Annotated in this window: 18 protein-coding genes and 2 pseudogenes; 16 read left to right on the top strand and 4 right to left on the bottom strand. The window is 71.5% G+C overall.

Annotated elements, in window-relative coordinates:
* Positions 1 to 169: 169 nt before the first annotated feature.
* From CLM62_RS48365 to CLM62_RS48350, 4 genes are all read left to right on the top strand, one after another.
* Complete coding sequence (locus tag CLM62_RS48365) at positions 170 to 1,018, top strand: oxygenase MpaB family protein (protein ID WP_095756299.1); 849 nt, start codon at positions 170 to 172, stop codon at positions 1,016 to 1,018.
* Between the two features lie 62 nt (positions 1,019 to 1,080).
* The gene (locus tag CLM62_RS48360; RefSeq protein ID WP_095756284.1) at positions 1,081 to 3,321 is read left to right on the top strand and encodes a serine/threonine-protein kinase; all 2,241 of its coding nucleotides are present in this window, start codon (positions 1,081 to 1,083) and stop codon (positions 3,319 to 3,321) included.
* 54 nt (positions 3,322 to 3,375) lie between these two features.
* Positions 3,376 to 4,944, top strand: coding sequence for an NAD(P)/FAD-dependent oxidoreductase (locus CLM62_RS48355; protein WP_179382543.1), 1,569 nt, complete (start codon positions 3,376 to 3,378; stop codon positions 4,942 to 4,944).
* 73 nt (positions 4,945 to 5,017) lie between these two features.
* Positions 5,018 to 5,209 carry a DUF2795 domain-containing protein gene (locus CLM62_RS48350; RefSeq protein ID WP_095756282.1) on the top strand — a complete coding sequence of 64 codons (192 nt, stop codon included), beginning with the start codon at positions 5,018 to 5,020 and terminating at the stop codon, positions 5,207 to 5,209.
* A 33-nt stretch (positions 5,210 to 5,242) separates the two neighbouring features.
* Here the strand turns inward: CLM62_RS48350 and CLM62_RS52605 are convergent.
* Positions 5,243 to 5,428: pseudogene (locus CLM62_RS52605) on the bottom strand (serine hydrolase); the annotation flags it as partial.
* 207 nt (positions 5,429 to 5,635) lie between these two features.
* Between CLM62_RS52605 and CLM62_RS48340 the strand changes: the two are divergent.
* The 4 genes from CLM62_RS48340 (at position 5,636) to CLM62_RS48325 (ending at position 10,962) form a co-directional block, all read left to right on the top strand.
* Positions 5,636 to 6,745, top strand: coding sequence for a nitronate monooxygenase family protein (locus tag CLM62_RS48340; RefSeq protein ID WP_095756281.1), 1,110 nt, complete (start codon positions 5,636 to 5,638; stop codon positions 6,743 to 6,745).
* Positions 6,742 to 8,295, top strand: a complete 1,554-nt coding sequence (locus tag CLM62_RS48335) for an acyl-CoA synthetase (protein WP_095756280.1) — start codon at positions 6,742 to 6,744, stop codon at positions 8,293 to 8,295. Before CLM62_RS48340 ends, CLM62_RS48335 begins: the two co-directional genes overlap by 4 nt.
* A gap of 182 nt (positions 8,296 to 8,477) precedes the next feature.
* On the top strand, positions 8,478 to 9,344 hold the full coding sequence (gene sigJ / locus CLM62_RS48330) for an RNA polymerase sigma factor SigJ (RefSeq protein WP_095756279.1): 867 nt from the start codon (positions 8,478 to 8,480) through the stop codon (positions 9,342 to 9,344).
* Positions 9,345 to 9,465: 121 nt separating this feature from the next.
* Entirely contained in the window at positions 9,466 to 10,962 is a 1,497-nt protein-coding gene (locus CLM62_RS48325) for an acyl-CoA synthetase (RefSeq protein WP_095756278.1), read from the top strand.
* 12 nt (positions 10,963 to 10,974) lie between these two features.
* Here the strand turns inward: CLM62_RS48325 and CLM62_RS48320 are convergent.
* A pseudogene (locus CLM62_RS48320) lies at positions 10,975 to 11,478 on the bottom strand (phenylacetate--CoA ligase); the annotation flags it as partial.
* Positions 11,479 to 11,583: 105 nt separating this feature from the next.
* Positions 11,584 to 13,203: an acyl-CoA synthetase gene (locus CLM62_RS48315; RefSeq protein WP_095756277.1), complete on the bottom strand. Its 1,620-nt coding sequence runs from the start codon at positions 13,201 to 13,203 to the stop codon at positions 11,584 to 11,586.
* 177 nt (positions 13,204 to 13,380) lie between these two features.
* Here CLM62_RS48315 and CLM62_RS48310 point away from each other — a divergent pair, with 177 nt between their 5' ends.
* The 8 genes from CLM62_RS48310 (at position 13,381) to CLM62_RS48275 (ending at position 21,860) form a co-directional block, all read left to right on the top strand.
* Positions 13,381 to 14,181, top strand: coding sequence for a crotonase/enoyl-CoA hydratase family protein (locus CLM62_RS48310; protein ID WP_095756276.1), 801 nt, complete (start codon positions 13,381 to 13,383; stop codon positions 14,179 to 14,181).
* Between the two features lie 26 nt (positions 14,182 to 14,207).
* Positions 14,208 to 15,164 carry a Zn-ribbon domain-containing OB-fold protein gene (locus CLM62_RS48305; RefSeq protein WP_095756275.1) on the top strand — a complete coding sequence of 319 codons (957 nt, stop codon included), beginning with the start codon at positions 14,208 to 14,210 and terminating at the stop codon, positions 15,162 to 15,164.
* A complete protein-coding gene (locus CLM62_RS48300) occupies positions 15,161 to 16,210 on the top strand; it encodes a thiolase domain-containing protein (protein ID WP_095756274.1) in 1,050 nt (349 codons plus the stop codon). The genes CLM62_RS48305 and CLM62_RS48300 overlap by 4 nt, the downstream gene beginning before the upstream one ends.
* Positions 16,207 to 17,373 carry a thiolase domain-containing protein gene (locus CLM62_RS48295; RefSeq protein ID WP_095756273.1) on the top strand — a complete coding sequence of 389 codons (1,167 nt, stop codon included), beginning with the start codon at positions 16,207 to 16,209 and terminating at the stop codon, positions 17,371 to 17,373. Before CLM62_RS48300 ends, CLM62_RS48295 begins: the two co-directional genes overlap by 4 nt.
* A gap of 83 nt (positions 17,374 to 17,456) precedes the next feature.
* The gene (locus CLM62_RS48290; protein WP_095756298.1) at positions 17,457 to 17,699 is read left to right on the top strand and encodes a DUF397 domain-containing protein; all 243 of its coding nucleotides are present in this window, start codon (positions 17,457 to 17,459) and stop codon (positions 17,697 to 17,699) included.
* A gap of 166 nt (positions 17,700 to 17,865) precedes the next feature.
* Positions 17,866 to 18,768: a universal stress protein gene (locus tag CLM62_RS48285; protein WP_095756272.1), complete on the top strand. Its 903-nt coding sequence runs from the start codon at positions 17,866 to 17,868 to the stop codon at positions 18,766 to 18,768.
* 110 nt (positions 18,769 to 18,878) lie between these two features.
* Positions 18,879 to 19,376: a hypothetical protein gene (locus CLM62_RS48280; protein ID WP_095756271.1), complete on the top strand. Its 498-nt coding sequence runs from the start codon at positions 18,879 to 18,881 to the stop codon at positions 19,374 to 19,376.
* A 261-nt stretch (positions 19,377 to 19,637) separates the two neighbouring features.
* A complete protein-coding gene (locus tag CLM62_RS48275; RefSeq protein ID WP_095756297.1) occupies positions 19,638 to 21,860 on the top strand; it encodes a glycoside hydrolase N-terminal domain-containing protein in 2,223 nt (740 codons plus the stop codon).
* A 60-nt stretch (positions 21,861 to 21,920) separates the two neighbouring features.
* Here the strand turns inward: CLM62_RS48275 and CLM62_RS48270 are convergent, their stop codons facing one another.
* Positions 21,921 to 23,894 carry an N-acetylmuramoyl-L-alanine amidase gene (locus CLM62_RS48270; RefSeq protein ID WP_373559261.1) on the bottom strand — a complete coding sequence of 658 codons (1,974 nt, stop codon included), beginning with the start codon at positions 23,892 to 23,894 and terminating at the stop codon, positions 21,921 to 21,923.
* Between the last annotated feature and the right edge of the window lie 165 nt (positions 23,895 to 24,059).

Here is a 24,059-nt window from a genome sequence, read left to right as displayed (position 1 = left end):
CGTATACGACGGGCCGGAGGCGGCGTCAGCATATAAGGGAAGCCTTACCAAAAATTCAGTCGGGTCGGTGAAATCTCAACCACTGGACAGGAAGGGCGGAATGGGGGTGTCGAACGACCGTGCGGTCGTGGCATCGTGGCCGCACGGACACAGGCGGAGGTGGATCTCGATGAGCGAGGCCGACCCGGGGCTGTTCGGACCGGACTCGGTGACCTGGCAGATGCACGGCGACCCGATGATGTGGGTCGCGGGCGTCCGCGCGCTCTACCTCCAGGCACTGCACCCGCGCGCCGTGCGTGGCGTCACGCAGAACTCCGACTTCCACAACGACGCCTGGGGTCGGCTGATGCGCACCGCCAACTTCGTCGGCACCACGACCTACGGCACCACCGAGGCCGCCGAGAAGGCCGGCGCCCGGGTCCGCAAGATCCACAGCATGCTGTCGGCGACCGACCCCGACACCGGCGAGCGCTACGGCGTCGACGAACCCGAACTGCTGCTGTGGGTGCACTGTGCCGAGATCGACTCGTATCTGCAGGTCGCGCGCCGCTCCGGCATCCCCCTCACCGACGCCCAGGCCGACCGCTACATAGGCGAACACCGCGCCAGTGCCCGCCTGGTGGGCCTCGACCCCGACGCCGTACCGGCGAACCGGGCGGAGATGAACACCTACTTCGAGAAGGTGCGGCCGGAACTCGCCGCAGGAGAAGAGGCACGCGAGGTGGACGACTTCCTGCTCCGCCCTCCGACGCACCCCCTCCTCATCCCGGCGCGCGAGGTGCTGTGGCGGCGCGTGGCACATCTGGCGTACGCCGCCCTGCCGCCGTACGCCCACGAGTTGTACGGCAGACCGGCCCCCGAACCCACCACCGTCACCCGCCAGTTGCGCGCCACGGGCACCCTGCTGCGCTGTATTCCCGCACGTCTGCGCTGGCAGCTCCCGCCCAAACACATCCTGCGCGCCATGGCCCGCCTGGGCCCGGGCTCCCGCCCGGCACCGTACAAACTCGGACCATAGCTCGCCATACTGGACCAGCCAGGGGAGGGCGGGCGTAGTAACGACGGGGGCGGTCGCAGGAGATGGGGGACAGCAGGCTGATCCAGGGCCGGTACCGGCTGCTCGATCTGATCGGGCGCGGCGGCATGGGCGAGGTGTGGCGGGCGCGCGACGAGTCGCTGGGCCGGCAGGTCGCCGTGAAGTGCCTCAAGCCGCTCGGTACGCACCACGACCAGTCCTTCACCCGGGTCCTGAGGGAACGCTTCCGGCGCGAGGCCCGCGTCGCCGCCGCCCTCCAGCACCGCGGCGTGACCGTCGTCCACGACTTCGGCGAGTCCGACGGCGTCCTCTACCTCGTCATGGAGCTCCTCGAAGGCCGCAACCTCAGCCAGCTCCTGGAGGACAACAAGCAGCACCCGCTGCCCGTCCCCGACGTCGTCGACATCGCCGACCAGGTCGCCGCCGCCCTCGCGTACACGCACCGCCAGGGCATCGTGCACCGCGACCTGAAACCCGCGAACATCGTCCGCCTCACCGATGGCACCGTGAAGATCTGCGACTTCGGCATAGCCCGCCTCGGCCACGACATCGGCTTCACCTCCCGGCTGACCGGCACCGGCATCGCCATGGGCACCCCGCACTACATGTCGCCGGAGCAGATCAGCGGCACCGAGGTCGACCAGCGCAGCGACCTGTACTCGCTGGGCTGCGTGCTGTACGAGATCGCCACCGGGGCACCCCCCTTCGACCTCGAAGACGCCTGGGCCATCCTCGTCGGCCACCGCGACACGCCTCCCCGCCCGCCGCGCAGCCACCGCGCCGACCTGCCCGAGTACCTGGAGCAGGTCATCCTCGACCTGCTGGCCAAGCGTCCCGAGGAACGCCCGCACGACGCCCGCGAGCTGGGCCGCCGGATCGGCGAGGGCCGACTCACGCCGACGTACGTGCCGACCGTGGTGACCCCGCAGCCGGAACTCCGCCCGCCCGAGCCCGCGCCGTCCCGAGAGGCGCGCCTGCCGTCCTGGACCCGCGGCATGACCACCGGCCACAAGGCGACCGGCGCAGGCCTCAGCACCACACCCCCGGACGCCGGAGCCGGACTCACCGGCGAGTGGATCCCGCGGCCGGTGACCGGCCGAACCGATGAACCCGTGCCGGACGAGCCGCCCACCCCCTCCCCGGAAGCGGTCACCGCGCTCGCCGGGCGCCACAACGCCGGCCTCAGCCTGGGACGCCTGGGCCGCTGGGCGGAGGCCGGCGAGGTGCACCGCGCGGTCGCCGCCGAACGCGAGTACCTCCTGGGCCCCGACCACCCCGACACCCTCGCCAGCCGCTACGAGGTCGCCTTCACCTACAGCCGCACCGGCCGCGCCGCCGACGCCCTGCGCGAGTACAAGCACGTCGCCCGCGCCAGGAGCATCGCGCTCGGCCCCGACCATCCCGACACCCTCGCCGCCCGCCAGGAAATGGCCTATGTGCTGGGCCAGTTGGGCCGCCACTTCGACGCGCACCAGGTCTACAACTCGGTCCTCACGGCCCGCGAGCGCACCATGGGCGCCGACCACCCCGACACCCTGCGCTGCCGCCACAACCTCGCCTTCAACCTGAGCAGACTCGGCCGCCTGGAGGACTCGTACCGCATGGCCAGCGATGTGGCGGCCGCCCGCGCCCGGGTACTCGGCCCGCACCACCCCGACACCCTGGTCACCCACTACGAAGTCGCCTACGCTCTGGGCCAGTTGGGCCGCTGGCAGGAGGCCCTGCAGACGTACCGCGAGGTCGCCGAGGCCCGCGCCCAGGCCCTCGGCCCCGACCACGCCGACACCCTCGCCGCCCGCTACGAGGTCGGTATCAGCCTCGGCCGGCTCGGCCGCAGCGCGGAGGCGCTGCAGCTGTACCGCGACCTGATCGACGACCGCACCCGCGTCCACGGCCCCACCCACCCGGAGACCCTGCGCGCCCGCCACGGCCTCGGCGTCAACCTCGGCCGCCTCGGCCGCTGGGAGGAGGCCCTCGCCGAATCCCGTGACGTGTGTGCGATCCGCGAGCGCGTCCTCGGCCCCGACCACCCGGACACCCTGGTCAGCCGCCGCGAGGTCGCCGTCGGTCTCGGCTGGCTCGGCCGCTGGACGGACGCGCTCACCGAGTACCGCCGGGTGGCCGCCGCCCGCGAGCGCGTCCTCGGCGCCGCCCACCCCGACACCCTCGCCAGCCGCAACGACGAGGCCCACTGCCTGGAACAGCTCGGGCGGGGCGCCGAGGCGGTGGAGCTCTACCGCCGGGTGGCAGTCCTGCGCCAGCAGCGGACCACGGGCGGCGCCTGACCCCGACGCGGCGCATCGCTGGCCGATGTGGATCACCCCGTGTTACCAAGAACCATGCCTGCACACGAGGGACACCGGACGTACGACGCCGTCGTGATCGGCGGCGGCCACAACGGCCTGGTCGCCGCCGCCTACCTGGCCCGGGCCGGACGCTCCGTGCTGGTGCTGGAGCGACTGGACCGCACCGGGGGCGCCGCCGTCTCCACCCGGCCCTTCGCCGGCGTGGACGCGCGGCTGTCGCGCTACTCCTACCTGGTCAGCCTGCTGCCGAAGAAGATCGTGCGGGACCTCGGCCTGGACTTCCGCGTCCGCACCCGCACCGTCTCGTCGTACACCCCCGTGGAACGCGACGGCCGGCCGACCGGACTCCTGGTCGGCGGCGGCGAGCGGCGCACCCGGGAGGCCTTCGCGCGGCTGACCGGCGGCGGGCGCGAGTACGAGGCCTGGCAGCGCTTCTACGGCATGACCGGCCGCGTCGCCCAGCGAGTCTTCCCGACCCTCACCGAGCCGCTGCCCACCCGCGACGAACTGCGCCGCCGCGTCGACGACGAGGAGGCCTGGCGAACCCTCTTCGAGGAGCCGATCGGGGCGGCGATCGAGGACCGCTTCGCCGACGACCTGGTACGGGGCGTGGTCCTCACCGACGCCCTCATCGGGACGTTCGCCGACGCCCACGACCCCACGCTGCGGCAGAACCGCTGCTTCCTGTACCACGTGATCGGCGGCGGCACGGGCGCCTGGGATGTGCCCGTCGGTGGCATGGGCGCCCTCACCGACGCCCTGGCCTCGGCGGCACGCGCGGCGGGCGCCGTCCTCGCCACGGGGCACGAGGGCGTACGGATCGACACGGACGGCCGTACCGCCGAGATCACGTACCGGACCGCTGACGGAGAGGGTGTCGTCGCCGCCCGGCACGTCCTGGTGGGCGCCTCCCCGCAGGAACTGGCCGCCCTCACCGGCGACGAACCGCCGGCCCCCGCCGAGGGCGCCCAGCTGAAGGTGAACATGCTGCTCAAGCGCCTGCCGAGGCTGCGCGACGACGCCGTGGACCCCCGCGAGGCCTTCTCCGGCACCTTCCACATCGCCGAGGGTTACGAGCAACTGGCCACCGCCCACGCCCAGGCCGCGTCCGGCGAGCTGCCCACCGCCCCGCCCTCCGAGATCTACTGCCACTCGCTGACCGACCCGACGATCCTTGGCCCGCATCTCGTCGAACAGGGCTACCAGACGCTGACGCTGTTCGGCCTGCACACGCCAGCCCGGCTCTTCGCACGGGACAACGACGGCGTACGCGGGGAGCTGCTGAAGTCGACGCTCGCCCAGCTCGACACCCACCTCGCCGAGCCGCTCGCCGACTGCCTGGCGACCGACGCCGAGGGGCGCCCGTGCATCGAGGCGAAGACCCCGCTGGACCTGGAGCGGGACCTGCGGCTGCCCGGCGGCAACATCTTCCACCGGGATCTCGCCTGGCCGTACGCCCAGGAGGACACGGGCCGCTGGGGCGTCGAGACACGGCACCCGAACGTGCTGCTGTGCGGGGCGGGCGCCGTGCGCGGGGGAGGGGTGAGCGGGGTGCCGGGGCACAACGCGGCCATGGCGGTGCTGGAGGCGACCGACCGCTGAACGGCTGCATGCGTCGGCGCGTGAGGGGTACCGCGACATAACGGAGATTCCGTACATCCAGAGGGAGGCTGCCATGGCGGACCTCAACCCCATCGATCTGCAGAAGGCCCTCAGCGGCATGGACTACCCCACGGACAAGAAGCACCTGGTGGAGCGTGCCCGCAAGAACAAGGCAGACGACAAGATCGTCAGCCGCCTCGACGGCCTGAAGGAGGACCGCTTCGACGGCCCGAACGAGGTACAGAAGGCCGTCTTCAACGAGTAGCGGACCGGCCCTGCACGGTGCGGGGCCCGCCTGGTCGGCCGACGGCGTCCACCCCGTCCCCTCGACCCGCGCCGCGTCCGCAAGGCGCGCCTCGTCGAACAGGACGCCGTCGGCCGTGGCGACGCGCAGCCCGTCGACGTACGCCCCGCGGCCGACGTACACCCGGTCGGTCGCGTACCGCCGGCGCGGCGTGAGCCTGCCGGCGGCGGGGAGGTCGGCCATGGGCATCCGCTGGTCAGCGGGGAACTCGGCACCGGTGTCGCCCAAAGCGAGGGCGCGGCGGCCCAGTCGGCGGCGCGTCAGCGGATCTGCCTGTGCGTATCTCTGCCGGGGTGCGGTGAATCGATGGAGTCCGCGGCCGACGTAATCTGACGGAGCATCAGAATACCTCTTCCGTCGTCCGGAGGACTGCGGCATCCTGCGCCCATGCAGACGGAGCTGAGCAAGAAACTGGGAGTCGAGCACGCCGTCTTCGGCTTCACGCCGTTCCCCGCCGTCGCCGCGGCCATCAGCCGGGCCGGCGGCTTCGGAGTGCTCGGCGCGGTCCGCTACACGGCCCCCGACGACCTCAAACGCGACCTCGACTGGATCGAGGCACACGTGGACGGACAGCCGTACGGCCTGGACGTCGTCATGCCCGCGAAGAAGGTGGAAGGGGTCAGCGAGGCCGACGTCGAGGCGATGATCCCCGAAGGGCACCGGCAGTTCGTCAAGGACACCCTCGCCAAGCACGGCGTGCCCGAACTCGCCGAGGGTGAGGCGTCCGGCTGGCGCATCACCGGATGGATGGAGCAGGTCGCCCGCACCCAACTCGACGTCGCCTTCGACTATCCGATCAAACTGCTCGCCAACGCCCTCGGCTCCCCGCCCGCCGATGTGATCGCCCGCGCGCACGACCGCGGCGTCCTCGTCGCCGCGCTCGCGGGCAGCGCCCGGCACGCGCGCAAGCACAGCGAAGCCGGCATCGACATCGTCGTCGCCCAGGGGTACGAGGCCGGCGGCCACACCGGCGAGATCGCCTCCATGGTGCTCACCCCGGAGGTCGTCGACGCCGTCGATCCGCTGCCCGTGCTGGCGGCCGGCGGGATCGGCAGCGGCCGGCAGGTGGCGGCCGCGCTGGCACTCGGCGCCCAAGGGGTGTGGTTGGGCTCCATATGGCTGACCACCACAGAGGCCGACATGCACTCGCCCGCCCTGACCCGCAAACTGCTCGCCGCCGGTTCCGGCGACACCGTCCGCTCCCGTGCCCTGACCGGAAAGCCCGCACGCCAGCTGCGCACCGAGTGGACCGACGCCTGGGACGACCCGGAGGGGCCCGGCACCCTCCCGATGCCCCTGCAGGGCCTGCTCGTCGCCGAGGCCGTCTCGCGGATCCAGAAGTACAAGGTCGAGCCCCTGCTGGGCACGCCCGTCGGCCAGATCGTCGGCCGGATGACCAGCGAACGCAGCGTCCAGGCGGTCTTCGACGACCTCACCCGTGGCTTCGAGCAGGCTGTCGATCGCATCAACCGCATCGCCGGAAGGAGCGGCCAGTGACGAGCACACCTCCCGCGGGCTTCTGGGCCCAGGCCACCGCCGACCCCGACCGCACGGCCCTCATCGCGCCGGACGGCGAGCAGTGGACCGCCGGCCGCCTGCACGCCGCCGCCAACCGTCTCGTGCACGGCCTGCGCGCCGCCGGCCTCGAACGCGGTGACGCCTTCGCGGTCGTCCTGCCCAACGGACCCGAGTTCTTCGCCGCGTACCTCGCCGCCACCCAGGCAGGGTTCTACCTCGTCCCCGTCAACCACCACCTCGTCGGCCCCGAGATCGCCTGGATCGTCGCCGACTCCGGTGCCAAGGTGCTCCTCGCCCACCAGCGCTTCGCCGGCCCCGCACATGACGCCGCCGATGAGGCCGGCCTCCCGGCCGGCCACCGGTACGTGGTCGGCACGGTCGAGGGCTTCCGGCCGTACGCCGAACTCCTCGACGGGCAACCGGAGTCGGCGCCCGCCGACCGCACCCTCGGCTGGGTCATGAACTACACCTCGGGCACCACCGGCCGCCCCCGCGGCATCCGGCGGCCCCTGCCCGGCAAGCTGCCCGAGGAGGCCTACCTCGGCGGCTTCCTCGGCATCTTCGGCATCCGCCCCTTCGACGACAACGTGCACCTCGTCTGCTCGCCGCTCTACCACACCGCCGTACTCCAATTCGCGGGCGCGTCCCTGCACATCGGCCACCGCCTGGTCCTGATGGACAAGTGGACACCTCAGGAGATGCTCCGCCTCATCGACGCCCACCGGTGCACGCACACCCACATGGTCCCGACCCAGTTCCATCGGCTGCTGGCGCTCCCGGAAGAGGTCCGGGCCCGCTACGACGTCTCGTCCATGCGGCACGCCATCCACGGCGCCGCCCCCTGCCCCGACCACGTGAAGCGGGCCATGATCGACTGGTGGGGCAACTGTGTGGAGGAGTACTACGCCGCCAGTGAGGGCGGCGGAGCCTTCGCGACCGCCGAGGACTGGCTGAAGAAGCCCGGCACCGTCGGCAAGGCCTGGCCCATCAGCGAACTCGCCGTCTTCGACGACGACGGCAACCGGCTCCCGCCCGGCGAACTCGGCACCGTCTACCTGAAGATGAACACCGGCGGCTTCGCGTACCACAAGGACGAGGCCAAGACGAAGAAGAACCGCATCGGCGACTTCTTCACCGTCGGCGACCTCGGACTGCTCGACGAGGACGGCTATCTCTTCCTCCGCGACCGCAAGATCGACATGATCATCTCGGGCGGGGTCAACATCTACCCGGCCGAGATCGAGTCCGTCCTGCTCGCCCACCCGGCCGTCGCCGACGCCGCTGCCTTCGGCATCCCGCACGACGACTGGGGCGAGGAGGTCAAGGCCGTGGTCGAACCGGCGCCCGGCCACGAACCCGGTCCCGCCCTCGCCGCCGCGATCCTCGACCACTGCGCCGAGCGACTCGCCGGGTACAAGCGGCCCAAGGGCGTCGACTTCATCGCCGAGATGCCCCGCGACCCCAACGGAAAGCTGTACAAGCGACGGCTGCGGGACCCGTACTGGGAGGGCCGCACTCGCCCGGTATGACGAGAGACGTTCTCGATGTCCGTCACGGGGGCGCATGCCCGACGCCCGTGGCCCAGGAAGGTGCCTGCCCCCCGCCGCGCTGACGCCGATTGGCGCGAGGGGTTCGCGGCGGAGTTCACTGGTGCACGACCGCACACTGAAAGTGAGCACCACGCACCGAACGACTAGGAAGGACACGGGAATTGGAAACCCCGGCATCGGCGACCGAGCAGTTCGAGTCCCTCCGGCCCCTCCTGCTCGGGCTCGCCTACCGGCTGCTCGGCAGCATGAAGGACGCCGAGAGCGTCGTCCAGGACGCCCATCCGCGATGGCAGGGCGCCGACCGCACCGGGATCCGTGAACCTCGGGTCTTCCTCATCACCGTCGTCACAGGTCTCGCCCTCGAGCGGCTGCGAGCGGCACGGGCGACCCGCGAGGCGTACACCGGGCCCTGGCTGCCCGATCCCGTCGCCACCGACGTGCTCGGCCCGCTGGACAAGGCAGGGCTGCGGGACACCGTCGGCTACTGTGCCGTCCACCTGATGGAGCGTCTGTCACCCCCGGAACGTGCGGTCGTAGTGCTGCGGGAAGCCTTCGAGCTGTCGTACGGCGAGATCGCCCGCATCCTCGACACCACCGAGACGAACTGCCGTCAGATGCACCTGCGCTCCGGGCGCCGGCTCGCCGCCGGGCGTAACCGGTTCACGCTTTCGGATGAAGACCACGCCAAGCTGCTGACCCGGTTCCTGGAGGCCGCGCAGAGCGGCGATCTGGCCGGTCTGTTCGAGCTGCTGACCGAGGACGTCGTCGCCTGGTACGACGGCGGCGGCAAGGCCAGGGCCGCCCAGCGGCCGGTCGAGGGCCGCGACCAGGTCATGGCGTTCATCGCCGGCCAGGTCGCCCGTCACCCGTTCGGCACGCCGCGCCGGGTGGACGTCAACGGTCGGCCCGCCGCCGCCCTCGCGATCGACGGCATCGACCAGGTCGTCACCATCGACGTGCGCGACGGCCGTATCGACGGCATCTACGCGGTGCTCAACCCGGAAAAGCTCGGCCACATCCCGACGTGACGACGACTGTGAGACGACTGTGGTCCCGCCACGTGTGACGGGACCACGTGATCAGCGGTCGCACACGGCCGGCGCTTCTGGTGCTTGACCTCCCTCCGCGCCCCACCGAGGATCATGTGTCATGACGCCTGGACACGGCAGCACGGTCGACGGGGTACTGCGACGCAGCGCCCGGCGCACCCCGGCGCGCGTCGCGGTGGAATACGGCGACCGCTCCTGGACGTACGAGGAACTCGACGAGGCCGTCTCCCGCGCGGCCACCCTCCTGCGCGACCAGGGCCTCGCCCCCGGCGACCGCGTCGGCGCCTACGGCCACAACTCCGACGCGTACCTGATCGGCTTCCTCGCCTGCGCCCGCGCCGGCCTGGTACACGTGCCGGTCAACCAGAACCTGACCGGCGACGACCTCGCCTACATCGTGGGCCAGTCCGGCAGCATCCTGGTCCTCGCCGACCCGGACCTGGCCGGACGACTCCCCGACGGCATCCGTACGTTGCCCCTGCGCGACGCCGACGGCTCACTGCTGGCACGGCTGCCCGAGGCGCCCCCGTACGACGGCCCGGAGCCACGGAGCGAGGACCTGGTCCAGCTGCTGTACACCTCCGGTACGACGGCCCTGCCGAAGGGCGCGATGATGACGCACCGCGCCCTGGTCCACGAGTACCTGAGCGCGATCACCGCCCTCGACCTCAGCGCGGGCGACCGGCCGGTGCACTCGCTGCCGCTGTACCACTCGGCGCAGACGCACGTGTTCCTGCTGCCGTACCTCGCCGTCGGCGCGACCAACGTCATCCTCGACGCGCCGGACGGCGACCGGCTCTTCGAACTGATCGAAACCGGCCGCGCGGACAGCCTGTTCGCCCCGCCCACGGTGTGGATCGGCCTGTCCAACCGCCCCGACTTCGCGACCCGCGACCTGAGCGGACTGCGCAAGGCGTACTACGGCGCCTCGATCATGCCGGTGCCCGTCCTGGAGCGCCTGCGGGAACGCCTCCCGAAACTGGCCTTCTACAACTGCTTCGGCCAGAGCGAGATCGGCCCGCTGGCCACCGTCCTCGCCCCCGACGAACACAAGGGCCGCATGGACTCCTGCGGCCGCACCGTCCTCTTCGTCGACGCCCGTGTGGTCGACGAGGACGGCAAGGACGTCCCCGACGGCACACCCGGTGAGATCGTCTACCGCTCCCCGCAGCTGTGCGAGGGCTACTGGGACAAGCCCGAGGAGACGGCCGAGGCCTTCCGTGACGGCTGGTTCCACTCCGGAGACCTCGCGGTGCGCGACGCCCACGGCTACTTCACCATCGTCGACCGGGTGAAGGACGTCATCAACTCCGGCGGTGTCCTGGTCGCCTCACGGCAGGTCGAGGACGCGCTGTACACGCACGAGGCCGTCGCCGAGGTCGCCGTGATCGGCCTGCCCGACGAGCGGTGGATCGAGGCCGTCACGGCGGTCGTCGTCCCGCGCGGCGAGGTCACGGAGGAGGCCCTCGTCGCCCACGCCCGCGAGAAGCTGGCCCACTTCAAGGCGCCGAAGCGAGTCGTCTTCGTGGACGAGCTGCCGCGCAACGCGAGCGGGAAGATTCTCAAACGGGAGCTCAGGGACCGCTTCGGCGGCTGATGTCCCGTGCGTCTAGCGCGGACGCAGATCCACGATCCGGCGGATCTTGCCGACTGACCGCTCCAGCGACTCCGGTTCGACGATCTCGACGGCGACCGACACGCCGATGCCGTCCTTCACGGCCGCCGCGATGGCCCGCGCGGCCGCGTCCCGGGCCCCGGGTGGGGCATCGGGCCGGGCCTCCGCCCGTACGGTGAGCGCGTCGAGGCGGCTCTCGCGGGTGAGCCGCAGCTGGAAATGGGGCGCGACGTCCGGTGTGCGCAGCACGATCTCCTCGATCTGTGTGGGGAAGAGGTTCACCCCGCGCAGGATCACCATGTCGTCGCTGCGGCCGGTCACCTTCTCCATCCGCCGGAAGACACGGGCCGTGCCCGGCAGCAGCCGTGTCAGGTCGCGCGTCCGGTAGCGGATGACGGGCATGGCCTGCTTGGTGAGCGAGGTGAAGACGAGCTCCCCGTGCTCGCCGTCCGGCAGTACCTCACCGCTGATCGGGTCGACGATCTCGGGAAAGAAAACTGGTTCGTACGCCGCCTCACCGCGTTCCTCGACGGCCCTGACCCGGGCCGGTAGCTCAGAGCTTGTGTCACATCCCCGGTGGCACGGGAGATGTGACACAGGCTCTCACCGGTCCGCGGCGACCGCCACCTCCCGGGCCCACCGGTAGTCCGCCTTGCCGCTCGGCGAGCGTCGAATGGCCTCCGTGACCACCAGCCGGCGTGGGATCTTGTATCCCGCCAGCCGGGCACGGCAGTGCGTCTGGATGTCCTCGAGGGACGGTCGCCCCGCGCCCTCGCGCAACTGCACGACGGCCGCCACATGGTGGCCCCACTTCGCGTCCGGCACGCCGGCCACCAGTGCGTCGTACACGTCCGGATGGGACTTCAGCGCCTGCTCGACCTCCTCCGGATAGACCTTCTCGCCACCCGTGTTGATGCACTGCGAACCCCGGCCGAGGACGGTGACCACGCCCTCGTCGTCGACGGTGGCCATGTCGCCGAGCAACACCCACCGCTCGCCGTGCTTCTCGAAGAAGGTCTCGGCGGTCTTCGCCTGGTCGTTGTAGTAGCCGAGCGGCACGTGGCCGCACTGCGCGACACGGCCCACCTCGCCCACGGCGACCGGCTCGTGGGTGGCTGGATCGACCACCTGTGTACGGGAGTTGACGCGGATGCGGAAGCCCCGCTCGGGGCCCGAGTCCTGAGTCGCCGTGCCGTTGAAGCCGGACTCCGAGGAGCCGAAGTTGTTGAGCAGCATGACGTTCGGGACGAGCGCCTGGAACTGTCGGCGCACGGTGTCCGACATGATCGCCCCCGAGGACGACACGCTGAACATCGACGACATGTCGGTGCCCTTCATCGGGCCTTCGAGCGCGTCGATCAGCGGGCGCAGCATCGCGTCGCCCACCAGGGACATGCTGGTGACCTTCTCCTTCTCGACGGTCCGCAGCACCTCCTCGGGCACGAACTTGCGGTGCAGCACGACGCGTTGGCCGAAGTTGAAGCCGATGAAGGCGGTCAGTGTGGACGTGCCGTGCATCAGCGGGGGAGCGGGGAGGAAGGTGATGCCCGCGCCGCCGGCCGCGACCCGCTCGGCGAGCTCCTCCGGCTTCTTGACCGGCTCCCCGGTCGGCGCGCCGCCGCCCAGTCCGGAGAAGAACAGGTCCTCCTGACGCCACATCACACCCTTGGGCATCCCCGTGGTGCCGCCGGTGTAGATGATGAACTGGTCGTCTCCCGAGCGGGGCGGGAACCCGCGCTCCGGGGACCCCTCGGCCTCCGCGTCCGTGAAGGCCACGGCGGGCACCTCGGCCGCCCCCGCCGCAGGCACCCCGACCCGCACCAGGTGCCGTAACCCGTCCGCCCGCGGCAGCGCCGCCGCCACGCGGTCGGTGAACTCCGCGTCGAAGACCAGCGCCGCCAGATCGGCGTCCCGGTAGAGGTACACCAACTCGTCTTCCACATAGCGGTAGTTGACGTTGACCGGCACGATCCGCGCCTTCAGGCACCCCAGCACGGTCTGCAGGTACTCGACGCCGTTGTAGAGATGGAGCCCGACGTGCTCGCCGGGACGTATCCCGCGGTCGGCCAGATGATGGCCGATGCGGTTGGCGGCGGCGTCCAGCTCCGCATACGTGAGCCGTCGCGCGGCGCCCGTGCCGGGGATGTCGAGGTACACGAGCGCCTCGCGGTCCGGCACCACGTCGACGACCGACTCGAACAGGTCCGCAAGGTTGTACTCCACCGCTCCTCCTGACCCCGGGGCGTGCCTGGCATCCGTCGGTTCGCGGTCATCAGAGCAAAGGGGGGCGCAACTGTGAAGGGTCCGCGTCGAAGAAATCTGACTCTGTGTCAGAAAACCCTTGAAGTGCCCCGGCACCTACTGCAACCTGTTCTCGTTCTTTCAGAGGGGAGATGGGCGATGAGTGGCACCGAACACCTCACCGTGCGGCGCGAGGGCGCCACACTGGTGCTCACGCTCAACCGGCCGGAGGCGAAGAACGCGCTCTCGCTGTCGATGCTCGTCGGCCTCTACGACGGCTGGGTGCGGGCCGACGAGGACGACGAGGTCCGCTCGATCGTGCTGACCGGCGCGGGCGGCGCGTTCTGCGCCGGCATGGACCTCAAGGCCCTCGCCGGGAACGGCATGGAGGGCGAGCACCACCGTAGCCGCCTCAGGGCCGACCCGGACCTGCACTGGAAGGCGATGCTGCGCCATCACCGCCCCCGCAAACCGGTGATCGCCGCCGTCGAGGGGTACTGCGTCGCCGGCGGCACGGAGATCCTCCAGGGCACCGACATCCGGGTCGCGGGCGAGTCCGCGACCTTCGGTCTGTTCGAGGTCAGGCGCGGCCTCTTCCCGATCGGCGGCTCCACGGTCCGCCTCCAGCGGCAGATCCCGCGCACCCACGCCCTGGAGATGCTGCTCACCGGCCGCCCCTACAGCGCCCGCGAGGCCGCGGACATCGGCCTGATCGGCCATGTCGTCCCCGACGGCACCGCACTCGACAAGGCCCTGGAGATCGCCGGACGGATCAATACCTGCGGCCCGCTGGCCGTCGAGGCAGTCAAGGCCTCGGTGTACGAGACCGCCGAGATGACCGAGACCGACGGACTCGCCGCCGAACTGAAGCGGGGCTGGCCGATCTTCGACACCGCCGACGCCAAGGAAGGCACCCGCGCCTTCGCGGAGAAGCGACCGCCCGAGTACAAGCGCGCCTGACCCTGCCGCAGAAGGAGACATCCGGGATGCCCGAAGTCCTCAAAGCGCCGCTCGTCGTCGAGTTCCCCTTCACCCGTTCCCTCGGCCCCGTCCAGAGCGCCTTCCTCACCGGCCTGCGCGAACGCGTCGTCCTCGGCGTGCGCACCGGCGACGGCCGCGTCCTCGTCCCGCCCGTCGAGTACGACCCCGTCACCGCCGAGGAGATCCGCGACCTGGTCGAGGTCGCCCCCACCGGCACGGTCACCACCTGGGCCTGGAACCACGAACCCCGCCGCGGCCAGCCCCTCACCACCCCCTTCGCCTGGGCCCTGGTCCGCCTCGACGGCGCGGACACCGCCCTCCTGCACGCCCTGGACGCCCCCGGCCCCGACGCCGTGCACACCGGCATGCGCGTCCGCGTCCGCTGGGCCCAGGAACGCTCCGGCGCCATTACAGACATCGCCTGCTTCGAGCCGTATGCCGCCCGGCAGACCGACGAAGCTCCGACCGAACCGACGGTCCACACCGGCGAGTTCGCGGACGCGGTCACCGGCATCGTCGCCCACGCCCGCCTCGACTACACCTACTCGCCCGGCCGGGCGCAGTCCGCCTACATCCACGCACTCGCCGACCGGCGCATGGTCGGCGAACGCTGTCCGTCCTGCCGCAAGGTGTACGTCCCGCCGCGGGGTGCCTGCCCCACATGTGGCCAGCCCACATCGGAACAGGTCGAAGTGGGTCCGCGCGGCACGGTCACCACGTACTGCGTCGTCAACATCAAGGCGAAGAACCTCGACATCGAGGTGCCGTACGTCTACGCACACATCGCCCTCGACGGCGCCGACCTCGCCCTGCACGGCCGTATCGCCGGCATCCCCTACGACCAGGTGCGCATGGGCCTGCGCGTCGAAGCCGTCTGGACGGAAGGCGCCCGCTACCCCGACCACTACCGGCCCACCGGCGAACCGGACGCGGAGTACGACACCTACAGGGAGCTGTTGTGACGCGAGAGATCGCCGTGGTGGCCTTCGCCCAGACCGACCACCGGCGCACCAGCGAGGAATTCTCCGAGGTGGAGATGCTGATGCCGGTCCTGCACGACGTGCTCGACCGGACCGGCCTGAAGACCGCGGACATCGGCTTCACCTGCTCCGGCTCCAGCGACTACCTCGCCGGCCGCGCCTTCTCCTTCACCCTCGCCCTCGACGGAGTGGGCGCCTGGCCGCCGATCTCCGAGTCGCACGTCGAGATGGACGGCGCGTGGGCGCTGTACGAGGCGTGGACCAAGCTGCTGACCGGCGACGCGGACACCGCCCTGGTGTACTCCTACGGCAAGTCGTCACCCGGCTCCGTCCGCGATGTCCTCACGCGACAGCTGGACCCGTACTACGTGGCCCCGCTGTGGCCCGACTCCGTCGCCCTCGCCGCCCTCCAGGCGCAGGCGCTCATCGACGCGGGCGAGACGGACGAGCCCGCGCTGGCCGCCGTCGCCACCCGCAGCCGTGCAGCCGCGTCCACCAACTCCCATGCGCAGCTGAGGGGTTCGGTGCCGCACGGGGAGTACGTCGTACGGCCGCTGCGCACCGGCGACTGCCCACCCGTCGGCGACGGAGCCGCCGCCGTGATCCTCGCGGCCGGGGAGCGGGCCCGGGACCTGTGCGCGCGGCCCGCCTGGATCCGCGGCATCGACCACCGCATCGAGGCACACGGCCTCGGCGTCCGCGACCTGACCGACTCGCCCTCCACCCGCCTGGCCGCCGAGAAGGCGGGCGCCTTCGAACGGCCCGTCGACACCGCCGAGCTGCACGCGCCGTTCAGCGCGCAGGAGGTCGTCCTGCGCAAGGCGCTCGGGCTGGACGACAGTGTCCGCGTCAACCCGTCCGGCGGCGCGCTCGCCGCCAACCCGGTCATGGCCGCCGGGCTCATCCGCATCGGCGAGGCCGCCGTTCGCATCCACCGGGGGGAGTCCGACCGGGCGCTCGCCCACGCCACGTCCGGCCCCTGTCTGCAACAGAACCTGATCGCCGTACTCGAAGGGGATCCGCGATGAGCAAGGAGCCCGTGGCCGTCGTAGGGATCGGCCAGACCAAGCACGTCGCGGCGCGCCGGGACGTGTCGATCGCCGGGCTCGTCCGGGAGGCGGCCCGCCGGGCCCTCGACGACGCCGAGCTGACCTGGGCGGATGTCGACGCCGTCGTCATCGGCAAGGCGCCCGACTTCTTCGAGGGCGTCATGATGCCGGAGCTGTACCTGGCCGACGCGCTGGGCGCGGTGGGCAAGCCCATGTTGCGGGTCCACACGGCGGGCTCCGTCGGCGGATCCACCGCGCTGGTCGCCGCGGGCCTGGTCGCGGCCCGCGTCCACGGCACCGTGCTCACCCTCGCCTTCGAGAAACAGTCCGAGTCCAACGCCATGTGGGGCCTGTCCCTGCCGATCCCCTTCCAGCAGCCCCTGCTCGCCGGGGCGGGCGGCTTCTTCGCCCCGCACGTGCGCGCGTACATGCGCCGCAGCGGCGCGCCCGACACGGTCGGCTCCCTGGTCGCGTACAAGGACCGGCGCAACGCGCTGAAGAACCCCTACGCGCACCTCCACGAGCACGACATCACCCTGGAGAAGGTCCAGGCCTCGCCCATGCTCTGGGACCCGATCCGCTACTCGGAGACCTGCCCCTCCTCGGACGGCGCCTGCGCGATGGTCCTCACCGACCGGGCCGGCGCCGCCCGTGCGCCCCGCCCGCCCGCCTGGATGCACGGCGGCGCGATGCGCAGCGAACCCACCCTCTTCGCGGGCAAGGACGCCGTGTCCCCGCAGGCCGGCCAGGACTGCGCCGCCGACGTGTACCGGCAGGCCGGGATCGTCGACCCGCGCCGGGAGATCGACGCCGTCGAGATGTACGTGCCGTTCTCCTGGTACGAGCCCATGTGGCTGGAGAACCTGGGCTTCGCCGACGAGGGCGAGGGCTGGAAGCTCACCGAGTCCGGGGCGACAGAACTGCACGGGGACCTGCCCGTCGACATGTCGGGCGGGGTCCTGTCGACCAACCCCATCGGCGCCTCCGGCATGATCCGCTTCGCCGAGGCCGCGCTCCAGGTGCGTGGACAGGCCGGAGAACACCAGGTGGAGGGGGCGCGGCGGGTGCTCGGGCACGCCTATGGCGGCGGATCGCAGTTCTTCTCCATGTGGCTCGTCGGGTCGGAACCCCCTGACTCCTGAAAGGTCCCCCTCACGTGGCCTGTTGGGGGCACGAACCGATCGCTAGGCTGGCCGCGGACGACGAAATCGGGAGGAGCACGGACGTGGCCGAGAGCACCATCCAGCAGCAGCCGCTCACGGGCTGGGACAAGCCGGAGCTGGACCTCAGCAACGCCGAGTGGCACTCCAGCAGCCGTGGCCTGGGAGATGTCCAGATCGCCTTTGTCGAGGGATTCATCGCGATGCGCAACAGCGGCCGGCCCGAGAGCCCTTCCCTGATCTTCACACCCGCGGAGTGGGGCGCGTTCGTGTCGGGAGCGAGGGAAGGGGAGTTCGACCTCACCTGAACCTCACCTGAACCTCATGTGATCCGGCGGGCCGATGCGGCGGGCCGATCCGGCGGTGTTCCGCCCGTTTTTCCGGACACGCGACCTCCAGCGCCGTCCTGGGGCCGATGCCTGAGCAAGGCTGGCCCCAGGAAGCGCGAAGTCGTACTCCGGAGGTGAGGAACCCATGAGCACCCTGCCGGTGATCGCGGCCGTCGACGGTTCGAACGACAGCCTGCGGGCCCTGGACTGGGCGTTCGACGCCGCCCGCAGGCGTGAGGCGCCGCTGCGGGCGGTCCATGTCCGGCAGTACGCCGCCTGGACGCAGCCCGAAGCTCTGGACGCCGGGCCGCCGGACTCGGACGTCGACCCGGTGCTCGACCAGGTACGCACCTACCTGGAGGACCGCGCCGACCGGCCGGTGATCGAGTACGTCGGCCTGGAGGGCGCGCCGGGCGCCCTGCTGCCCGAACTGGGCGCCACCGCCCAGCTGTTGGTGCTCGGCTCCCGGGGCCGCGGCGGCTTCGCCAGCCTGCTGCTCGGCTCCAACGGCATGGCCGCCGCCCGCGACGCCGAGTGCCCCGTGGTCGTGGTGCCCCGCCCCGGGCGCGAGGTGCACGGCGAGGCGCCGATCGAGCCCGGGCCGCGTGTGGTCGTCGGCCTGAAGGTCGACAGTCCCGACGAGGCCACGCTCGCCTTCGCCTTCAAAGAGGCCGCCCTGCGCGGCGCGCGTCTCCAGGTCGTCTCCGCCTACCCCTGGCCGGTCCTGAGCTGGGCGGCCCCCGGCGAACTCGTTCCGCCGATGATCGACCAGGCCGCCGTCGAGAGCGAGACACGGGCCCTCGCCGAGGGCTTCCTCGCCCCGCACGGCGCCCGGCACCCCGACGTCCGCATCGACCCGTACGTGGCCCCCGGCGACGCGGCCGGCCACCTGGTCGCCGCCTCGAAGGACGCCGACCTGGTCGTCGTGGGCCGCCACCGACGGCGCTTGCTGGCCCCCGCCCGCCTGCTGGGCTCGGTCACCCACGCCGTACTGCTGCACGCCGCGAGCCCGATCGCGGTGGTGCCGCCGGCGTCGCCGGAGGAGTGAGAGGCCCTGACCTGATGGATACCGGCGGGACTGTCATCAGTTCCATACACCTGACCTCGAAGAGCCGCCCGCACGTCACGCACCCTGCCCGGGCACGTACCATTGGCCGCATGTCGTTCCTCCGCCGCCGCAGCGCCACTCCCGCCGGGCCCGACTTCGACGTACTGGCCATGGACCCGAGCGACTGGCCGGGCAATCTGGGCGCGGGCCTGCTGCCCGCCCCGGACGGCACCTGCCAGGGCGTGTACCTGCGGTACGACCTGTTCGGCGGCCGCGGCCCCGCCATGATCATCGGAAATCTGCCGGAGGGCTCCCCGGCCCGTGACGTCGCCGAGGGTGAGGTCCCGTTCGAGGTGGGCCAGCTGCTGCTGGCCCTGGAGAACGACGAGGACGTCACCGTCGTCGGCACCGAGGACATGCCGGTGATGCAGGGCGACAACCTCCTGATCGTGCGCCGCCTGAAACTGTCCGAGAGCCGGATCTCCTGCGTGCAGTTCGACCGGAGCGACAACGTCCTGGTGACCATCGCCGCCTGGGACCGCCCGATCACCGACGATCTGTACGCGCTGCTGAAGCCGCTCCCGGCGGAACTGTTCCAGCAGGGCTGACCACCCTCGCCACACCGGCACCTTTCGGACGTTCGCTCGTCCGGAGGTGCCTTTGGTTTGTCATGACTCTTGCCGCCCGGTGATCGGACCTTTAATGTCCCGGGCATGCCACACGAGTCGCAGGACATCTCTCGCAGAACCACACTCAAAGCGGCGGTAGTTGGAGCAGGCGGCTTAGCCGTGAGCGGTTCGACCCTCGGTTCCGCCGAGGCTGCCATCCAAGATTCCTCGGACGTATCGGAAGGGGCCTTCAAGCCCCTGGTGCTGTGGTACTCGGCGCCCGCGGCGGACTGGGAGCGTGAGGCGCTGCCCATCGGCAACGGCGCGCTCGGCGCCATGGTCTTCGGCACCCTCGCCTCCGAACGCCTGCAGTTCAACGAGAAGACCCTGTGGACCGGTGGCCCAGGCTCGGCGCAGGGCTACGACCACGGCAACTGGCGCGCGCCCCGCCCCGGAGCCATCGACGCCGTGCAGGACGACCTCGACGCACAGCGGCGGCTCGACCCGGAGGCCGTCGCCGACCGGCTGGGCCAGCCGCGCGTCGGCTTCGGCGCCTACCAGACCTTCGGCGACCTCCACCTGGACCTCCCCGCCGCACCGGCGCCGGACGGATACCGCCGCGACCTGAACCTCGACGACGGCATGGCGTCGGTCGCCTACACCGACCAACAGGTCCGCCACCGACGGGAGTTCTTCGCCTCCCACCCGGACGGCGTGATCGTCGGACGGCTCACCGCCGACCGCCCGGGCAGCGTCGCCTTCACCCTCCGCTACACCTCACCCCGCAAGGACTTCACCACCACCGCGACCGGCGGACGCCTGACCGTACGAGGCGCCCTCGTGGACAACAAGCTCCGCTTCGAGGCCCAGGTCCAGGTCCGCACCACGGGCGGAACCGTGACCTCGAACGCCGACGGCACGATCACCGTCACCGGAGCCGACAGTGCCTGGCTCGTGCTGGCCGCCGGCACGGACTACGCCGACACCTACCCCGACTACCGCGGAGACGACCCGCACGCCGCCGTCACCCGCGCCGTCGACCGGGCGAAGGGCCGCAACTACGACTCCCTGCGCGCCCGGCACATCGCCGACCACCGCGCCCTGTTCCGCCGCGTCGCCCTGGACCTCGGCCAGTCGTTCCCGGCGGACGTCCCCACCGACCGGCTGCTCGCCTCGTACACGGCCGGCGCGAGCGCGGCGGACCGCGCCCTGGAAGCCCTCTACTTCCAGTACGGCCGCTACCTGCTCATCGCCTCCTCCCGCCCCGGCTCGCTGCCCGCCAACCTCCAGGGCGTCTGGAACCACAGCACCACGCCACCCTGGAACGCCGACTACCACGTCAACATCAACCTGCAGATGAACTACTGGCTCGCCGAGGCCGCCAATCTCGCCGAGACCACCGCCCCGTACGACCGCTTCGTCGAGGCCCTGCGCGCCCCCGGACGCCGCACGGCACGGGAGATGTTCGGCACCAACGGCTGGGTCGTGCACAACGAGACCAACCCCTACGGCTTCACGGGCGTCCACGACTGGGCCACCGCGTTCTGGTTCCCGGAGGCGGCGGCGTGGCTCACCCAGCAGCTCTACGAGCACTACCGCTTCGGCGGCTCCACCGACTACCTGCGCACCACCGCCTACCCGGTGATGAAGGAGGCCACCGAGTTCTGGCTCGCCAACCTGCGCACCGACCCGCGCGACGGCACCCTGGTCGTCACCCCCAGCTACTCGCCCGAGCACGGCGACTTCACCGCGGGCGCGGCCATGTCCCAGCAGATCGTGCACGACCTGTTCACCAACACCCTCGAAGCCGCCCGCGTCCTCGGCGACGCGCCTGACTTCCGGCAGCGCGTCGAACAGGCCCTCGCGGACCTGGACCCCGGCCTGCGCATCGGCTCCTGGGGCCAGCTGCAGGAGTGGAAGGAGGACCTGGACGACGCGGCCGACGACCACCGGCACGTCTCGCACCTGTTCGCCCTGCATCCCGGACGGCAGATCGAGCCCGGCAGCAAGTGGGCCGAGGCCGCCAAGGTCTCCCTGAACGCCCGTGGCGACGGCGGCACCGGCTGGTCCAAGGCCTGGAAGATCAACTTTTGGGCCCGGCTGCACGACGGCGACCACGCCCACAAGATGCTCGGCGAACAGCTCAAGTCGTCGACCCTGCCCAACCTCTGGGACACCCACCCGCCGTTCCAGATCGACGGCAACTTCGGCGCCACGTCCGGCATCGTGGAGATGCTCCTGCAGAGCCACCACGACGTGATCGAGATCCTCCCCGCCCTGCCCGCCGCATGGCCGGACGGGTCGGTCCGCGGGCTGCGTGCCCGCGGCGGCGCCGTCGTCGACATCGACTGGGCGGACGGAAAACCCACGCGCATCGCGCTCACCGCCACCCGGACGCGCCGGCTGACCGTACGCAGCGGCCTGCTGGAGGACGGCGAGACCACGCTCAGGGCCGTCGCCGGACGCCGCTACGAGTGGCGCTGACGCCGTACGTACGAAGGGCCGGGCGCCCACGGGGGAGCCCGGCCCCTCGGCTCGCGGAGGCTACGACCGCGACGGCTCCGCGCGTACGTCCGCCGCCCGCACGAACGCCACCCGGTGGCCGAACTGGATCTCGTAGTACAGGTCCTTGCCCACCACGACCTTGTGCGAGGCCTCGTCGAAGCTCACCGCGTAGTAGTACTCACCCGGCACCTTGTCACCGACCACGTACCGCTGGCCCTTGAGCAGCTTGTACGGCAGCGGCGACACCGACTGGGCGGGCACTCCCGCCGGGTAGGCGGAGGCCTCCGGGTAGGCGCGACCGTAGACCGGGACGCTCGAAAGGCCGGCCTTGGGGGTCACCACCCGGCCGGTCGCGTGCACCGCGGTCGGGTTCTTCTTCGGGTTCTTGAACCAGGCCTTCTGTCCGAGGAACCAGATCGCCGTCCAGTCGCCGTCCCGGCCGGCGACCGCGTACTGCTGGCCGGTGGAGACCCGCGAGGACAGGTCGTTCACCCCGGTGGTCGGGGTCGTGCCCAGGCCGATGTCCTTGATCAGCGGGTAGGACTCGCCGGGCCCGGAACGCAGTCGTACGGCGCTCGACCCGTGGACCGCACAGGGCTCGCCCTTGGCGACGCAGCCCGTGTACTGCGGCCGGTTGGCGGAGTAGTCGGGCCGGATCGTCACCAGGCCGCCGCGCTCGTCGGCGGTGGCCTCGAAGGGGCGGCCCAGCAGGGCGAAGTAGTGACGCCAGTCCCAGTACGGGCCCGGGTCGGTGTGCATGCCGGCGATGGCCGCGGTGGTCCCGCCCGGGACGTTGTCGTGTCCGAGGACGTGCTGCCGGTCCAGCGGGATGCCGTACTTCCGCGCCAGGTACTTCACCAGTCGCGCCGACGACCGGTACATGGCCTCCGTGTACCAGGCGTCGGGGCTCGCCAGGAAGCCCTCGTGCTCCAGGCCGATCGACTTGGCGTTGACGTACCAGTTGCCCGCGTGCCACGCCACGTCCTTGGCCTTCACATGCTGGGCGATGTGACCGTCCGTGGAGCGCAGCGAGTAGTGCCACGACACATAGGCCGGGTCCTGCACCATGGCGAGGACTCCTTCCCAGGGGCCCTCGGTGTCGTGGATGACGATGTGGTCGATGCTCTGGGACGCCGGTCGGTCGCCCACGTCGTGGTTGCCGTAGTCGCCCTCGCCGAGGTCCTTGTACGCAGCGGGGATCCACTCGCAGGACACCGTCTTCGGGCACTCCGTGCCGCCCGCGTCGAGCCCGCGCAGCCCCGTGCGGGCCAGCTGCGCGGTGTCGGGTACCAGGTTCGGCCGGCCGGCCAGGGCGATCCGCTGACCGGCGTCGGTGATGCGCTCCTCACCGGTACGCAGCACGTCGTACACCTCATTTGCGTACGCCGCCGCCGTCGCGCTGTCGTCCGCGCCGGAGAACCGGGCCACCGCCCCGTACCACTTCTCCGGGTTCTTGCTCAGCGGCTCGCCCAGGTCCTTCTGGGCGGCGGCCAGCAGGGCGGCACCGCCCGCCACGTTCGCGGCGGCATCGGTGCGCAACTGCTCGGCGGAGAGGCCGGTGAGCTCGGCCGCCCTGGCCAGGGTCCTGAGGCGGGCCGGGAGTCCGGAGTTCCGCGGGACCTTCGTCTTGGGAGGCAGCGGCGGTCGGGCAAGGTCGCCGCGCGCGTCCTCCGTGCCCTCGCTGTGGTGCGGCGCGCCGGCGAGCGCGGTGCGGGCGTCGGTCAGATGCATGGGGCCGTACCCACCGGTCACGCTCGGCGCTCCGCCGTGCGCGTCCCAGCGGGACTGGAGGTAGGAGACGCCCAGGAGCACGCTCTGCGGCACGTGGTACTCGGCGGCCGCGGAGACGAACGCCTGCCGCAGCCGGTCCGCGGAGGCCCGGCCGTCGGGCGGGGCCGCGCCGAGCAACGGCAGCAACAGGGCGGCGGAGGCCACCGTGCCGACGGTTCTTCGGATACGTCTGTCGCGTCTGTGCCCGGCGGCTCCGCCGGTGCCGGTGACGGATCCTCTCAATGCGGCCTCCTGGGACGGTCGGGCGATGAGCCGTGCGGGGCCGGTGCGTCTGCGATACCGGCCTGCCGACGATCCGTCAATCATGCCCAGGAGCGGGCTATTTCTCCCGTTCATCAGATTTATGGGAGTTTCGTGGCGGACATACGACGGTCCGCGGTGCGCCGA

This window comes from Streptomyces sp. SA15, from assembly GCF_002291145.1.
GTDB lineage: Bacteria > Actinomycetota > Actinomycetes > Streptomycetales > Streptomycetaceae > Streptomyces.
Note: the sequence above shows the minus strand (reverse complement) of the source record. Positions and strands in the feature narration are given on the sequence as shown.